18 protein-coding genes and 1 pseudogene are annotated in these 14049 nt (G+C 69.0%); 4 read left to right on the plus strand and 15 right to left on the minus strand.

The genetic code is table 11. From position 1 onward, the window contains the following. Positions 1–4: 4 nt before the first annotated feature. Entirely contained in the window at positions 5–832 is an 828-nt protein-coding gene (gene panC / locus FB475_RS12085; RefSeq protein ID WP_141855415.1) for a pantoate--beta-alanine ligase, read from the minus strand. Continuing rightward, the gene (locus FB475_RS12090; protein ID WP_141855418.1) at positions 829–1671 is read right to left on the minus strand and encodes a Rossmann-like and DUF2520 domain-containing protein; all 843 of its coding nucleotides are present in this window, start codon (positions 1669–1671) and stop codon (positions 829–831) included. The genes panC and FB475_RS12090 overlap by 4 nt, the downstream gene beginning before the upstream one ends. An 82-nt stretch (positions 1672–1753) precedes the next feature. Here FB475_RS12090 and FB475_RS12095 point away from each other — a divergent pair, with 82 nt between their 5' ends. Together FB475_RS12095 and FB475_RS37180 are read left to right on the plus strand one after the other, a co-directional pair. Further along, on the plus strand, positions 1754–2308 hold the full coding sequence (locus tag FB475_RS12095) for a 2'-5' RNA ligase family protein (protein WP_238332108.1): 555 nt from the start codon (positions 1754–1756) through the stop codon (positions 2306–2308). Then, on the plus strand, positions 2305–3273 hold the full coding sequence (locus FB475_RS37180; protein ID WP_420359206.1) for an SAM-dependent methyltransferase: 969 nt from the start codon (positions 2305–2307) through the stop codon (positions 3271–3273). Before FB475_RS12095 ends, FB475_RS37180 begins: the two co-directional genes overlap by 4 nt. A gap of 35 nt (positions 3274–3308) precedes the next feature. On the opposite strand, the pseudogene FB475_RS12105 reads toward FB475_RS37180, so the two are convergent. After that, positions 3309–4553: pseudogene (locus tag FB475_RS12105) on the minus strand (PH domain-containing protein); the annotation flags it as partial. Beyond that, positions 4541–5029, minus strand: a complete 489-nt coding sequence (locus FB475_RS12110) for a PH domain-containing protein (protein ID WP_141855422.1) — start codon at positions 5027–5029, stop codon at positions 4541–4543. The gene FB475_RS12110 and the pseudogene FB475_RS12105, both read right to left, overlap by 13 nt. Before the next feature lie 191 nt (positions 5030–5220). Between FB475_RS12110 and FB475_RS12115 the strand changes: the two genes are divergently transcribed. Further along, complete coding sequence (locus FB475_RS12115) at positions 5221–6414, plus strand: NADH-quinone oxidoreductase subunit D (RefSeq protein ID WP_141855424.1); 1194 nt, start codon at positions 5221–5223, stop codon at positions 6412–6414. A gap of 10 nt (positions 6415–6424) precedes the next feature. On the opposite strand, the gene FB475_RS12120 is transcribed toward FB475_RS12115, so the two are convergent. After that, a complete protein-coding gene (locus FB475_RS12120) occupies positions 6425–7141 on the minus strand; it encodes an NADPH-dependent F420 reductase (RefSeq protein ID WP_141855426.1) in 717 nt (238 codons plus the stop codon). A gap of 55 nt (positions 7142–7196) precedes the next feature. Between FB475_RS12120 and FB475_RS12125 the strand changes: the two genes are divergently transcribed. After that, complete coding sequence (locus FB475_RS12125; protein ID WP_185759225.1) at positions 7197–7631, plus strand: RrF2 family transcriptional regulator; 435 nt, start codon at positions 7197–7199, stop codon at positions 7629–7631. Between the two features lie 4 nt (positions 7632–7635). Here the strand turns inward: FB475_RS12125 and FB475_RS12130 are convergent, their stop codons facing one another. The 10 genes from FB475_RS12130 to folE form a co-directional block, all read right to left on the minus strand. Next, on the minus strand, positions 7636–8409 hold the full coding sequence (locus FB475_RS12130; protein ID WP_141855430.1) for an inositol monophosphatase family protein: 774 nt from the start codon (positions 8407–8409) through the stop codon (positions 7636–7638). A 45-nt stretch (positions 8410–8454) separates the two neighbouring features. Next, entirely contained in the window at positions 8455–8850 is a 396-nt protein-coding gene (locus FB475_RS12135; RefSeq protein WP_141855432.1) for a hypothetical protein, read from the minus strand. 22 nt (positions 8851–8872) lie between these two features. After that, positions 8873–9313: a hypothetical protein gene (locus FB475_RS12140; protein WP_141855434.1), complete on the minus strand. Its 441-nt coding sequence runs from the start codon at positions 9311–9313 to the stop codon at positions 8873–8875. Between the two features lie 11 nt (positions 9314–9324). Continuing rightward, complete coding sequence (locus FB475_RS12145) at positions 9325–9834, minus strand: DUF3180 domain-containing protein (protein ID WP_238332109.1); 510 nt, start codon at positions 9832–9834, stop codon at positions 9325–9327. A gap of 2 nt (positions 9835–9836) precedes the next feature. Beyond that, positions 9837–10394: a 2-amino-4-hydroxy-6-hydroxymethyldihydropteridine diphosphokinase gene (gene folK / locus FB475_RS12150; RefSeq protein WP_141855438.1), complete on the minus strand. Its 558-nt coding sequence runs from the start codon at positions 10392–10394 to the stop codon at positions 9837–9839. Continuing rightward, positions 10391–10783 carry a dihydroneopterin aldolase gene (folB, locus tag FB475_RS12155; RefSeq protein ID WP_141855440.1) on the minus strand — a complete coding sequence of 131 codons (393 nt, stop codon included), beginning with the start codon at positions 10781–10783 and terminating at the stop codon, positions 10391–10393. The genes folK and folB overlap by 4 nt, the downstream gene beginning before the upstream one ends. Beyond that, entirely contained in the window at positions 10780–11265 is a 486-nt protein-coding gene (locus tag FB475_RS12160; RefSeq protein ID WP_238332110.1) for a nuclear transport factor 2 family protein, read from the minus strand. The genes folB and FB475_RS12160 overlap by 4 nt, the downstream gene beginning before the upstream one ends. Then, positions 11262–12059, minus strand: coding sequence for a dihydropteroate synthase (gene folP / locus FB475_RS12165; RefSeq protein ID WP_141857940.1), 798 nt, complete (start codon positions 12057–12059; stop codon positions 11262–11264). The genes FB475_RS12160 and folP overlap by 4 nt, the downstream gene beginning before the upstream one ends. 114 nt (positions 12060–12173) lie before the next feature. Beyond that, the gene (locus tag FB475_RS12170) at positions 12174–13310 is read right to left on the minus strand and encodes a S1 family peptidase (RefSeq protein WP_141855442.1); all 1137 of its coding nucleotides are present in this window, start codon (positions 13308–13310) and stop codon (positions 12174–12176) included. Positions 13311–13442: 132 nt separating this feature from the next. Next, positions 13443–14015 carry a GTP cyclohydrolase I FolE gene (gene folE, locus FB475_RS12175; RefSeq protein ID WP_141855444.1) on the minus strand — a complete coding sequence of 191 codons (573 nt, stop codon included), beginning with the start codon at positions 14013–14015 and terminating at the stop codon, positions 13443–13445. Positions 14016–14049: the final 34 nt, after the last annotated feature.

A 14049-nucleotide genomic window follows, 5' to 3' on the forward strand; every position in this document is an offset into this window, starting at 1 on the left:
GATTTCATCTGAGGGTGATGGAAATGTTGTCGATGAGACGGGTCAGGCCGACCCGGGCGGCGATCAGCATCCGGGCCTCCCCCGGGCCGATCACCGGGCCGAGGTCGGGGGCGCGCAGCGCGAGGTAGTCGATCTTCACCGACGGCACCGCCTCGAGCTCGGCCTGCGCGGCGGCCAGGACGGCGTCCGGTCCGTTCATCCCGGCCTTCGCGCCGGCGCTCAGCGCGCGGTACAGCACCAGCGCCTCGTCACGCTCGGTCTCGCTCAGGTACCGGTTGCGTGAGGACAGCGCGAGCCCGTCCGGCTCTCGCACGGTCGGCACCGGCACGATGTCGACGTCCATGTCCAGGTCGCACACCATCTCGCGGATCAGCGTGAGCTGCTGGTAGTCCTTCTCGCCGAACAGCGCGATGTCCGGCGCGGTCAGGTGCAGCAGCTTCGACACCACGGTCAGTACGCCGGAGAAGTGGCCCGGGCGGAACACGCCCTCGAGCTCGTCCGCGAGCGGTCCGGGGTGCACGGTGATCGACGGCTCGTTCGGGTACAGCTCGTCGCGGGACGGGTTGAAGACCAGGTCGACGCCCTCGTTCTTCGCGATCGCCAGGTCGCTGGCGAGCGTCCGCGGGTACCGGTCGAAGTCCTCGGTCGGCCCGAACTGCAACGGGTTCACGAAGATCGTCAGCACCACGCTGCCGTCCGGTCCGACCCGCTCGCGGGCCTCGGTCAGCAGCGCGGCGTGGCCCTCGTGCAGGGCGCCCATGGTCATCACGACGGCGCGGGGCCGGATCGCGGTCGCGGCTCGCAGTTCGGCCTTGGTCTGGGTGAGTCTCATCGCGGTGCCTCCCCTGTCCGGTCTGACCGGTGCCCGTCGAGTACTTCACTGAACCGTGCGGCCGTCGGCGCATCCAGCCCGTCCGCCAGCTCCACCGTCGCCCTGGCCAGCTCGGCGTAGGTGCTCCGGGTACTGCCGCGCAGTACGGCCAGGTGTGCTGCCACCGTGTCGACATCGCCCCGGGCGATCGGCCCGGTGAGCGCATGATGACCGGATCGCAGCGTGTTGTCGAGGGTTGCGGCCAGCAACGGCCGGAGTGTCGCCACCGGGTCGGTCACGCCCGCTTCCCGCAGTACGGCGACCGCCTGGGTGACGAGGGTGGTCAGGTGGTTCGCGCCGTGGACGAGACCGGCGTGGTACGCCGTGCGCTGGTCATCGGCGACCCACTGAACCTGTGCGCCCAGGGCCTTCACCAAACGCTCTACGAGGTCTCGGGCGGTGCCGGGTCCGGTAGCGGTGAACATGACGCCCTCGAGGGACACCGGGCCGCCTGGGAAGGTCATGGCTGGGTGTAGCGCGACAGGCGTCGCGTCGAGACCTGCCAGCGGTGCGAGGCCGTGTGCCCCGGACAGATGCACGACGTACTGCGCATCGGTCAGCGGGAGCGTCTGGGCGACCTGTTGGATGAGGTCGTCGGGCACTGCGACCAGTACGACGTCGGCGCGGCTGGTGACCTCGTCCGCGGACAGCACAGGTACACCGGGCAGCAGGCGGGCGCCGCGTGCCAGCGACGCGTCCGACCGCGCGGTCACTCCGACCAGGGGATGTCCGGCTGCCGCCAAGGCTGCTCCCACGGCGGACCCGGCCCGGCCGGCTCCGATCAAGCCGATCCGTTCCATCACTCACTCTCTTCTCGTTCCAGTCCCACGGCGGGGTACCAGACGATCTCTTTGTCAGCGTAGGTGATGAGAGCATGGCGTGGTGAGTGAAGTGTGGGCTGCGCGGACGGAACTGACGGCGATCCTGATCACAGTGCCGGAGTTGGCAGCGTTCACGGATCGGTGGCGGTCGGTGTCGCGGTCGTCTGCGCGGCCGCAGGTTCCCTTGACCGAGCTCATCCCGCCGCATGTGACGGTGCTGGTCCCGTGGGTCGCCGAGCCGACGGAGGCTGATCTGGCGCGTCTTCGGGCGGCGGTGGCCGACGTACCGGCGTTCGAGCTGAGTTTTCCGAGTGCGGGACAGTTTCCGAACGGTACGGCGTGGTTGAAGCCGGAGCCGTTCGACCAGGTGCGCGGGCTGCTGCGGAAGGTGTTCGAGGCGTTTCCGGAGTGCCCGCCGTACGGTGGCGAGTTCGCGGAGCCGCATCCGCATCTGACCATCTCGTCGTCCGCTCAGGGTGGTCCGTCCGTTGTCGCCGAGGCCAACGCCGCACTCGCTGCGACGCCGGCCCCGACGGTGCGGTTGACCGAGCTGGGGCTCTGGCGGGAGGACGCTGAGGGCGTGTGGGAACAGTTCGGCGCCGTACCTCTCAGATGACTTTCCGGGACGCGTGGCAGGCGGCGCTCTACGGGCCTGACGGCTTCTACCGGCGGGAGCGCCCAGCTGCTCACTTCCGGACGTCGGTCCACGCGTCACCGCTCTTCGGGCAGGCCCTGGCGCGGTTGTCCTTTGAGCTTGACCTCCACCAGGTGGTCGACATCGGCGCCGGCTCCGGCGAACTCGGCAAGGTACTGCGAGCCACAGGCCTGACTGTCGTCGAGATCGAGTTGGACGACGACCTACCTTCTCAACTGACCGGCCTGGTAATCGCCAACGAATGGCTGGACAACATCCCGTGTGAGATAGCCGAGTGGGACGACGAAGGCGTCCCCCACTACCTCCTCCCAGACGAGACCCTAGGACCGGTAGTAGACAGCGAAGACCTCCGTTGGTTGGAACGGTGGTGGCTAAGCAGCCCCGGCGGGGGCGAGGCGTCGCGTAGGGTCGGAGTGCCCGGCGGGGCCGGGTGGGGCGTGGTGTCGGCGGGAGCTGGCCTGCCCGGTGGGCGGGCTGAGATCGGAGCGTCTCGGGATCAGGCGTGGGCCGACGTCGTCGGGCGGCTTGCGGTGGGGAGTCTCGCTGTCGCCGTCGACTATGGGCATGTGAGGGAGAACAGGCCGGCGTACGGGACGGTCACGGGGTTCAGGGATGGGCGGGAGTGTGCGCCTGTGCTGGACGGGTCGTGTGACATCACCGCGCATGTGGCGCTCGACTCGGTGGCGGCGGCGGTGGGTGGGCGGCTGATCTCGCAGCGGGATGCACTGGAAAGCCTCGGGCTGTCAGCGAGCAGGCCGCCGCTGGAGCTCGCGCATGAGGATCCAGTGCGCTACCTGTCCGAGCTGTCCTCCGCAGGTGAAGCAGCCGAGTTGCTGGACCCCTCCGGCCTCGGAGCGTTCGGCTGGGTCTGGACCGCGGTCGGCGAGGAGACAAGCCGGCGCGCAGCACGAGCCCTGTCCGCCTGAGCCTCCACCAGCGCCGCAGCCGCCACCTCGTCCTGGTGAAGCGCCACAGCATCAGTGGGACCGAGCGGCGTATCCACATGCACGTTGGCCAACCGCAGCCGCCGCTGCAGCGGGCCCTGCTCCAACCGCACCGACTGCGTCTTGTGGTGCAGCACAATCGACGTACGCCGGCTGATCCACCCGCGCGTAGTCACCATCACCTGCTCGTCCACGCCGTACGTGAGGTACCGCCAGCCGATCGGCCGCAACCACTTCGCCCGCTCCGGCGACGGATGCAGCTCGATCCGGCTCAGGTCGAACCCAGGCAGGATCCGGCCGAGCACGTACGCCATCTCGGCACGGTCACCGACCGGCAGCAGCTGCGCACCCTCCATGTGGTCGTCGGCGTCGTCCTGTTTGCCGGCCACGCCGGCGATGTCCAGCTCGACCCGCGACCAGCCCAGCAACCGCCAGATCAACGGCTCAGTGATCAACAGACCCTGTACGCGCCCAGGCGGAATCGTCTGCCGCTGTACGTCGAACAGCCCGCGCTTGGTGCGCAGTCCATGGCTGGACTCCGACAGCGTGAACCCGTGGTTCCCCACGACCTGTTTCCAGATCGGCTGCACGACGCCGAGCAGCAGCGGCAGACCGGCGAACAGACCGACATGGAAGTTCAGCACCATCGTCGCCACGATCAGCCAGATCAGGGCGCCCGCACTACCGACCACGGTCGACGACAGCAGCGTCGCACCCAGCAGACGGCTGGTAGGAACTGTCAGCAGCGGCGGAGCAACCGCCTCCGCCTGCTGCTCGACGTCCTGCTGTTCGGCAGCCTGCTCCCCCTTCGCCCGGACCAGCAGGGTGGTGCGGAGCTGCTGCGCCTCGTCGTACCGGAAGTAGCTGAGCTTGCCGTCGCTCTTGCCGCCGCCGGCCACGTCCATCCGCAGCTCGGCCATGCCGAACAGCCGCGCCACGAACGGCTGCGCCACGTCGATCGCCTGGATCCGGTCGAACCGGATGATCCGCGTCCGCCGGAACAGGAACCCGCTGTCCACCCGGATCGCGTCGGCTGTCAGCTGCCACTTGGTGAACCACCAGGACAGTGCGCCGAGCAGGATCCCACCGATGAGCACCGCACCCAGACCGATGCCGGCCACCGTCAGGTTCTGCCGGAGTCCTTCGTTGTTGACCAGGGCGACGGCCGCGACGACGAAGTACCCCCAGCCCTTCACGAACGGGGTCAGTGGATGGAGCCGTTCCCCGACGGTCTCCACAGCTTGCTGCGTCACAGGCCCCACGCCTGCGATTGGCCGAGGGCAGAGAGGCGGTCACGCAGCCGGCCGGCCTCGTCCGGATGCAGCCCGGGGATCTTCGCGTCGGTGGCCGGGGTCGCGGTGTGCAGCTCGACCGTGGCCAGCCCGTACGCGCGCTCCAGCGGCCCGGCGGTGACGTCGACGAACTGCATCCGCCCGTACGGTACGACGACCAGCTCGCGGAACATGATCCCGTGGCTGACCAGCAGCTCGTCCTCGCGCTCGGCGTACTTCCAGGACCGCTGGTTGCGCCCGATCAGGACCCAGGCCCAGCCGAACGCCAGCGCGATCAGCACGACCGCGAGTACGCCGTACCCCCAGCCGAGCGTCAGCCCGAGTACCACCAGCGCCACGATCGCGGCCAGGCCGGCGAAGATCGCCGCACTCAGCCGCCGCAGCGTGGCCAGCTTCGGCGAGACCGGCGTCCAACTGACATCCGAGGGTGCGAAGAGGTCATCCACGGGTCCAGCCTGTCACGAAAGTGTGCCGTGAACGGTGAAGGTTGAGTGCTGCTGGCGTCCAGGTGCGTGCATCGCAAGGCGGAGGAGCGTCCTCGATGCGGGTTTCATCGTGGACGCTCCTCCAACGCAGCGAGGTGCGTGCCTGGGCGTCAGCAGCGCCAAGCTGCACCGTTCACGGCACACTTAGGGTCATGAGCACCGAAAGAGTGGTTGGAGTCGGGGCGGGAGCTGCTGGATTCGACCCCGCGTACGAGCGGGGTGGAGCCGGTACGGACCTGCCGACGACCGACATGGTGCTCAACATCGGGCCGCAACACCCGGCGACGCACGGCGTACTGCGGCTGCGGCTGACGCTGGACGGGGAGCGGATCGCGGGCTGCGAGCCGATCATCGGCTACATGCACCGCGGCGCCGAGAAGCTCTTCGAGGTCCGCGACTACCGGCAGATCATCGTCCTGGCGAACCGGCACGACTGGCTGTCCGCGTTCGCCAACGAGCTCGGCGTCGTCATCGCCGTCGAGCGGATGATGAACCTCGAGGTCCCCGAACGTGCGGTCTGGCTGCGGACCCTGCTCGCCGAGCTGAACCGGGTGCTGAACCACCTGATGTTCCTCGGCTCGTACCCGCTCGAGCTCGGCGCGATCACGCCGGTGTTCTACGCGTTCCGCGAGCGCGAGACGATCCAGGCGGTGATGGAGGAGCTGTCCGGCGGCCGGATGCACTACATGTTCAACCGGGTCGGCGGGCTGAAGGAGGACCTGCCGTACGGCTGGCTCGGCCGCGCGTCCGCCGCCTCCGCCGCCGTCCGCAAGCGGCTGCCCGACATCGAGGAGATCATCCTCGGCAACGAGATCTTCCGCGCCCGGACCGTCGGCGTCGGCAAGCTCTCCCCCGAACTCGTCGCGCAGTACGGCGTGTCCGGCCCGATCGCGCGTGCCTCCGGAGTCGACGCCGACCTGCGCCGCGACGAGCCTTACCTCGCGTACGGCGACCTGCAGGACGTACTGCGAGTGGTGACCCGCCCCGAGGGCGACTGCTTCGCGCGCTTCGCCGTACTGCTCGAACAGGTGAAGGTGTCGCTCGACCTGGTCGACGCCTGCCTCGACAAGCTCCGCACGCTGCCGGCCGGGCCGGTGAACGTGCGGCTGCCGAAAATCCTCAAGGTCCCCGAGGGGCAGACGTACGCGTGGACCGAGAGCCCGCTCGGCATCAACGGGTACTACCTGGTCTCCCGCGGCGACAAGACCCCGTGGCGGCTGAAACTCCGCTCGGCGAGCTTCAACAACATCTCCGCGCTGCCCGCCCTGCTGCCCGGGACGATGATCCCGGACATGATCGCGATCCTCGGCAGCATGTTCTTCGTCGTCGGCGACATCGACAAATAGGCGGAGGCGCTCAGAACTCGCGGTTGGCCACCGGCGGCCGATGGGCTGCGGCGATCAACGCCTGGAGCTTGGCCACCGGCACCGGCTTGCCCGGGTCCGCGTGCCCGCCGACCCGCTGCTGCGGCGTCGACGGCTGGGCCAGGTACGGCGTGACGTACGCCTGCGTCTCGGTCTCGAACCGCCAGCTCTCCGACAGCGGTCCGACGTCGACCACGTCGAAGCCCAGGGTCTGGATCAGCGTGGTGGCCGACGCCTTGGCGGCCTCGTCGTTCCCGGCGATCGGCAACGCACTGCGATCCGGCGCATCCGCGGGCCGCGCGAGCGTGATGATGTTCCGCGCGCTGATGTTGTTGAAAGCCTTGACCGTGTGGGCCTCGGGCAGGTGCTCCTGCAGCAACTCGGCGGTGGTGACGAGCTCGCGGTCCAGCCGCTCGATCCGGCCGTCCCGGCTCGGGTAGTAGTTCATCGTGTCGATCACCACCTTGCCCGCGAACGGCTCCACCGGCAGCTCGGCGTACCGGCCGAGCGGGATCGTCACCACGACCCAGTCCCCGGCCCGGACGGCCTCCTCGACGGTCGCGGCGCGGAACCCGATCTCGCGCGCCTTGTCCGCGAGGCTCTCCGGGCCGCGCGAGTTCGCCATCACCACCTCGATGCCGGCCTCGGTCGCGAGCCAGCTGAGCGCCGAACCGATGTTGCCACTACCGATGACTCCCAGGGTCGCCACAGCGCCTCCTCCGAATATGTATGATTCAAAGATACATAATCGAGGGAGGACGACCATGGCGGACCTGCGGTTCAGTACGGCGATGCGCGCAATGCTGCTGCTCGCCAATGCCGCGCGCAACGGCACGCCGCTGGTCAGTTCCGCCCAGCTCGGCGAGTGTCTGGGCACCAACGCGAGCTTCGTCCGGTCGTTGCTCGCTCCGCTCTTCCAGGCCGGGCTGATCGAGACGGTCCGCGGTCGCAACGGCGGTGTGCGGCTGGCCGGTGATGCGGCTGGCATCACGCTGTCGCAGGTGCATCAGGCCAGCCTGTGCGGGAAACGGCTGTGGGACTCGCGGCCGGACGAGCTCGGCGGCAACGCGATGGCGATCCGGGTCGAGCACTACTTCGACCGGCTCAACGACGAGGCCGCGGCGGCGGTGGCCGGCGTGCTGTCCCGGCAGACCCTGGCCGATGCTCTCGGCGCCTGCCTGGATCCGGTGCCGGACTGAGGAATCAGCCCTCGATCAGCTCCAGCAGTTGGTCGCGCAGGCCCGCGGCAACGGCGAAGACGCCGCGGGAGTCGGGGGTGTGGTCGGTGCCGTCGAGGTCCAGGACAGTGACGCCTGCTTCGCGGCAGATCGCTACGCCGGCCATGGTGTCCCAGGGCTTGTTGGAGAACATGACGAGGGCGTCGAAGAACCCGTTCGCGGTCCAGGTCAGCGCGGTGGCCGCCGTACCGATCATCCGCAGGCGCTGGGCCCGCGGGTACAGGCGCTGGGTGAGGGCGATCCGGTCGGCGTTGACCTGTTCGGCGTTCGGGCCGACCGCATAGTCGCCGACGGCAACCAATGCCTCGGACAGCTCGGTGCACTGGCTGCCGCGGATCGGCTTGCCGTTGCAGGTCGCGCCCAGTCCCTCGGCCGCGGCGTACGTCGTGTTCAGCGCCGGGTGGTCGATGACACCGGCGACGGCGCGGCCCTCGTGGATCAGGCCGAGCGAGATCGCCCAGAGCGGTACGCCGTGGACGAAGTTCACCGTGCCGTCGATCGGGTCGAGCACCCAACGCGTCCCGTCGGTCGCGCCGCCCTCCTCCTCACCGAGCACGCCGATCTCCGGCGTCTCCCGCTCGAGAAACCCGCGCACCTCCCGCTCCACCGCAAAATCCACCTCGGACGCCATGTCCCGATCCCCCTTGAACGTGAGCTCCCCAGGCCCCATCCGCTCGGTCACCCCCCGCCCAACCTCAACCGCAGCCCCGGCAACCTTGAGCAACTCAGCAAGATCCATACCCCAGAACCTACGTGCTGCCGCCTGCCGACGGTCCGACAGGTTCTACGCGGTGCCCAGGGCGCGGCGTTTGCGGCGCCAGGCTGCTGCGGCGGCTACGGTGCCGATGGCCAGTAGGCCGGCGCCGGCGGCTTGGCCGATCTTGATCGGGCAGCCGGAGGCACAGTCGGGGATTTCGTAGGGTTGGCCCGGGTTCAGTTCGTGGGTCTCGTCGGCGGAGACGTACGCCTCGTCGGCCGGGAACGGGAACCCCTCGGGGTTCAGCAGGCGGTACCAGTACAGGTCGTCCCACGCCTTGCGGCGGCACGTGACGTTGACCGACGGCGACTCGTACGGCGTCGGGCCGAGCTGCCCGATCGGCAGGTGATCCTGGTTGTAGACCGTGACATGGCCGTTCGGGTCGTTCATCGTCACAGCGGGATAGCGCGCGTCGAGCCCCATGACCGAAGTATGGGGCGGGAACTCAGGAAGCGGCCAGGCCTCGCAGCTTGAGGTCCACGACCGTCGGCGCGTCGGCCTGGGAATGCTTGTCGCCCGCGGCAACCACAGTGGCGACCTCCTGGTCGATCTTGTCCAGCCGCTCGTCGATCTTGTCCAGCCGGCGCTGCATCAGATCCACGAACTCGGCGTTCTCGACGACCCGCGCACTGGTGATCCGCGAGTACTCCTGGGCGACCTGTGCGCGCTCGTCGGAATGGGCCAGCCGCTCGACCAGCAACTGGTGCCGGAACAGCACGGAGGCAGCGATCGCGACCAGCACAGCCCCACCCGCGGCGGCCCGGAGAATCCACGCGTTCTGTGAGAACAGCGCGACACTCACACCCAGGCAGACAACGATCAGCAGACCATTGGCGACGGTGAGAACTGTGGTCCTGGTTCGACGGCGGCTACCCCTTGACCCCATGGGTCGCCATGTTAAGGGGTTTCGTCGGGGTCCTCGGGAATGCGACACGCACGTTCGAGCAACAATCCGGCCGTGACGACCAGCACTGAGATCACCGCCGCGGCACCGGCCATGATCACCCGGTTACGAGGCCCCGAGAAGCCCATCGCTTGCACGAAGCTTAACGCGAACCCTGCGTAAACACCGGCGCACAACGCGCCGACAAAAGCACTCGCCTTCCCGATCATCAACAGGAAGACCGCGCGGCTCGGCTCGATCCGTTCCCGGCGTACCTGCAGGCGCTGGTGGGTGTTGCGGGCCGCCGCGAACAGCAGCGCGGCCAGGAACGCCCAGGCGACCAGCGTCAGCCAGGACACCGCCGGCGCCACCCCACCGCCGGCCTCAACCGCCTTCACCAGCGTCACGCCGATCGCGACGCCGAGCACGGCGATCGCGATCAGCAGCCGGCGCGACGTCGGCCGCACCGAACCCGAGGGCGGCTGCTGCTGTGGTGCCCGGCCGGGCTCGGGACCGCCGGACACCACTACTGCAGCTCGATGTCGAGCTTGGTCACACCGTCGGTACCGACCTTCGCGAGCAACTCGGAGACCGGGCCGTGGCCCGGCAGTACGGCGTCCCGCTCGATGTCCAGCCACGGCGCCAGCACGAACGCGCGCTCGTGCGCCCGCGGGTGCGGGATGGTCAGCTCCTCGGTCTCGATCGTCTTCTGCCCGTAGGTGATCAGGTCGATGTCGAGGGTCCGCGGCGCGCCCGGCACGCTGCGCTCGCGGCCGAACGCCTCCTCGACCGCGTGCGCGCGCTCGAGCAGCAGATCGACGGCCAGCGTGCTGTCCGCGAGCAGCACGATGTTCAGGTACGGGCCCGACTCCTCCGGGCCGCCGACCGGTTCGGTCTCGTACACCGGCGAGACCTCGACCACCACGACGTCCGGGGTGTCCCGCAGCGCGTCGACCGCGCCCTGCAGGTTCGCCTCACGGTCGCCGAGATTGCTGCCGAGCGACAGGATCACCTGCCGGATCGGCTTCAGGCCGCCGCTCAGCGTGTCGGCGTCGATGACGTGGGGACTAGGGGTCTCGGTCACGAGGATTCTCCGGCTCTGCGCTGCACGGTCAGGACAACGTCGTCGAACGGCACCGTGATCGGCGCCGAGGGTTTGTGGATGGTCACGGCCGTCGCTGTCACGCGCTCGTCGGCGAGACAGAGATCGGCGATGCGCTGGGCGAGGGTCTCGATCAGGTCCACCGGGTCGTTCTCGATCGCGTGGTGCACCCGCTCGGCCACCACCCCGTAGTCCACGGTGTCGGCCAGGTCGTCGGAGGCCGCCGCGGCCCGGGTGTCCAGCTCCAGCCGGACGTCCACGACGAACTCCTGTCCGTCGGCCCGCTCGTGCTCGAACACCCCGTGGCGCCCGAACCCGCGGATGCCCCGGATCTCGATCACATCAGGAGGCAGCGCTCTGGGACCGCTCATTCCGCCTCCTCCTGTCGGCCCCCAGACGACAGTACCGGGGAGGCATGGTGGATCCACAACCGCCAGCCGCTGGAAGTTCGGCGGAAAACGTTCGTCGCGTACGCCTTCCCGCCCGCGAACCCGTCCTCCGGGGCGCCCTCACCCGACGACAGGACATTCTCCGTACACGTGACGTACGCCACGTCTTCATCCACCCGTACCTGCACGTCGGTCAGGAAGAACTGGATGTACGGCGTGTTCGCGAAGATCATCGCCCAGGCCCGCATCATCTCGGCGTACCCGGAGATCGCCGCGTTGCCCGGATGCACACAGACCGGATCGGGCTCCGGCAGCCAGACCGCCGCCATCAGGTCCAGGTCGCCGGCCTCGAACGCGTTGTAGAAAGCAGTGTTCGCGTTCAGGACGGCGTCCTCCACGGTCGCACTGGTCGGCCCTTTGGGTGCGCCATCGCCTCCCGTGCCCTGCCGTGGTGCGTCCGTCATACCGTTCCCCATCTCTGTGCCACCCGGACCGCGTCCACGTTCGGTGCCACCGCGTGCGCCCGGACACACCAGGCACCGGCGGCGGCGGCCAGGGCGGATACGGCCACGCTCGCGTCGTCTCGTCGTACGGCCGGTCTGGGTTCACCGGTCTGCTCGTCGGCGAGCAGCCTACCGAGGAACGTCTTCCGGGACGCACCGATCAGCAACGGTCTCTCCAGTACGGCGAATTCCCGCATCCGGCGCAGGATCTCCCAGTTGTGGTCGGCGTTCTTCGCGAAACCGAGGCCGGGATCGAGCGCGACCCGGTTCAGGTCGAGGCCGGCCGCACGCAGCGCCTCAAGGCGTTCGGCCAGTTCGGCGATCACCTCCGCGACGACGTCGCCGTACTCCGCCTTCTTCTGCATGTCGATCGAGTGGCCGCGCCAATGCATGCACAGGTACGGCGCTTCGCGCTCCGCGACCAGCGGCAGCATGTCGGGGTCGGCGAGCCCGCCGGACACGTCGTTGATCATCGTGGCGCCGGCGTCCAGCACGAGCTCGGCGACCCGGGAGCGCATCGTGTCCACCGAGATGATCGCGCCGTCCGCGGCGAGCGCCTCGACGACCGGGAGCACCCGACGGAGCTCCTCCTCCTCGGACGGCCGGACGGCCCGCGGGCGGGTCGACTCACCGCCGACGTCGAGCAGATCCGCACCCTCGGCGAGCAGCTCCCGGCCGTGCTTGATCGCGGCGCTCGGCTCGAACCACTCACCACCGTCGGAGAACGAGTCCGGCGTGACGTTCACGACACCCATGACGAGGCACCGGTCCAGCACCGGCAACCCGTCGACGTGACCCCACGGCTCAGTTCTCACCCACACACCGTAGTAGCCGCCACCCCCAAGCCGAAGGCTGGGCCCGAGGATCTCTCAGTTCGCCAGGATCAGGCGCGACTTCGTCGACTGCAGCACGACAGCGATCGGTTGCGAGTAGGACTCATTGGTCTGGCCGTACTTCTCCAGGCACTGACCGTTGATCAGGGCGGCACCGCTGGTGATGCCCTGGGCGTAGCTGCCGGTCATGTTGGCGCCGCCAGAGTCACCGGCCTCGACGCAGGCGGTGTGCTCGAACAGGCCGCGGACGATGCGGTTGTTGCCGTAGTTCACGGTGACGTTCCGCGCGACGATCCGGCCGCAGGTCCAGCCGGTGCTCTTCCCGGACTTGCAGAGCGTGGAGCCGATGGTGGCGTCCGCGATCCCCTTGACCGCGACGTTGCCGTTGCCCCAGCCCTCGACGTACCCCTGCTGGTCCCAGCCCTCGATCACGCCGACCGAGCCGAAGTCGCTGCCCGGGAAGGTCGAGGTGTAGGTGTCGCCGAGCACGTACCCGTTCCGGGAGAACGACGGCCTGCCGGCCGTGCAGTGCCCGGCGGTCAGGAAGATCCGGGTGCCCTTGCGGGTCCGGGCATTGAAGCCGAGCGAGCAGACGTAGCCGGTGTTCTTGTCGACCTGGACGCCGCCGCGCAGGCCGAAGTCGTCGGCGGTGGTCCGGATCGTGCCGGCCACCCGGCGGACCGTGACCCGGTCGCCGTTCGCCTCGGCGCGGGACAGGAACCGCTGCGTGATCGGGTCGTGCGCGTTCTTCGGCACCGACACGACGACGGTCCCGGTCACCGGGTCGACGTACCAGGACCGGACCTTGCCGGCACTGGAATTGCTGGCCAGGTGGTTCAGCTCGCCCTGTACGGCGTTCAGCTGGTGGGCCGTGTACTTGACCAGCCGCGGGATCGCGCCGATCTGGCGGACCAGTGCGGCGGTCGAGACGTCCGAGACCGCGACGATCAGCTCGCCGGAGTCGTCGTAGTAGCTGCCGACGAATCCCGAGTCCGAGCCGAGCTCCGACTCCAGGGTCTTCGCGACCAGCGGGTCGGCGGGCCGCTTCACATCGGCCCTCGGCGCGGTCTTGGTCCGCGTGTCCGCGGTTGCCCAGTTCGCTGCGGCGAGTCCGCCGGCCGTCAGGACGACGACTCCGGCCACAGCGGCGCCGATCCGCAAACGCCCCGACATCCTGTCCTCCTCACACCGGCACCTGGTCCCCGTTGGCCAAGCACCACTACGGAAAGTAAACGCTCAGCGACAGAATGTCCATAGTCCCGGACTTTAAAACCTCAACGAGTCCGGGGGCGCCGGGGCTACGGCTCACCCGACGATCAGGCTCATCGCCTCCGCGCGGGTGACCGGATTGCGAAGCTGGCCGCGGACAGCCGAAGTGATGGTCTTCGCGCCCGGTTTCCGGACGCCGCGCATGGTCATGCAGAGGTGCTCGCACTCGATCACCACGATCACGCCGCGCGGCTGCAGGATCTCGACCAGCGACTCGGCGACCTGCGTGGTCAGCCGCTCCTGGACCTGCGGGCGCTTCGCGTACACGTCGACCAGCCGGGCGAGCTTCGACAGGCCGGTGACCCGCCCGTCCCGGCTCGGGATGTACCCGACATGCGCAACGCCCGTGAACGGCACCAGGTGGTGCTCACACAGGCTCCACACCTCGATGTCCTTCACCAGCACCATCTCGTCGTGCTCGAGCGCGAACGTGGTGGTCAGTACGTCCTCCGCGCGGTTCCCGAGCCCGGCGGTCATCTCGGCGTACGACCGGGCCACCCGGGCCGGGGTGTCCCGCAGCCCCTCGCGTTCCGGATCCTCGCCGATCGCGATCAGCAGCTCGCGGACCGCCCGCTCCGCCCGCGCGTGGTCGAACTTCGGTGACGTCATCCTTGGAACGCTACCCGCCGGGGACACGAAAACG

This window comes from Kribbella jejuensis (assembly GCF_006715085.1).
In the GTDB taxonomy this organism is placed as follows: Bacteria; Actinomycetota; Actinomycetes; order Propionibacteriales; family Kribbellaceae; genus Kribbella; species Kribbella jejuensis.

Coding starts and splice junctions, on each gene's coding strand:
- FB475_RS37180 (WP_420359206.1), top strand. CDS start 2,305: ATGACTTTCCGGGACGCGTGGCAGGCGGCGCTCTACGGGCCTGACGGC.
- FB475_RS12170 (WP_141855442.1), bottom strand. CDS start 13,310: ATGTCGGGGCGTTTGCGGATCGGCGCCGCTGTGGCCGGAGTCGTCGTC.
- FB475_RS12135 (WP_141855432.1), bottom strand. CDS start 8,850: ATGGGGCTCGACGCGCGCTATCCCGCTGTGACGATGAACGACCCGAAC.
- FB475_RS12125 (WP_185759225.1), top strand. CDS start 7,197: ATGGCGGACCTGCGGTTCAGTACGGCGATGCGCGCAATGCTGCTGCTC.
- FB475_RS12140 (WP_141855434.1), bottom strand. CDS start 9,313: ATGGGGTCAAGGGGTAGCCGCCGTCGAACCAGGACCACAGTTCTCACC.
- folE (WP_141855444.1), bottom strand. CDS start 14,015: ATGACGTCACCGAAGTTCGACCACGCGCGGGCGGAGCGGGCGGTCCGC.
- FB475_RS12115 (WP_141855424.1), top strand. CDS start 5,221: ATGAGCACCGAAAGAGTGGTTGGAGTCGGGGCGGGAGCTGCTGGATTC.
- FB475_RS12090 (WP_141855418.1), bottom strand. CDS start 1,671: ATGGAACGGATCGGCTTGATCGGAGCCGGCCGGGCCGGGTCCGCCGTG.
- folB (WP_141855440.1), bottom strand. CDS start 10,783: ATGAGCGGTCCCAGAGCGCTGCCTCCTGATGTGATCGAGATCCGGGGC.
- panC (WP_141855415.1), bottom strand. CDS start 832: ATGAGACTCACCCAGACCAAGGCCGAACTGCGAGCCGCGACCGCGATC.
- FB475_RS12160 (WP_238332110.1), bottom strand. CDS start 11,265: ATGACGGACGCACCACGGCAGGGCACGGGAGGCGATGGCGCACCCAAA.
- FB475_RS12130 (WP_141855430.1), bottom strand. CDS start 8,409: ATGGATCTTGCTGAGTTGCTCAAGGTTGCCGGGGCTGCGGTTGAGGTT.
- folP (WP_141857940.1), bottom strand. CDS start 12,059: ATGGGTGTCGTGAACGTCACGCCGGACTCGTTCTCCGACGGTGGTGAG.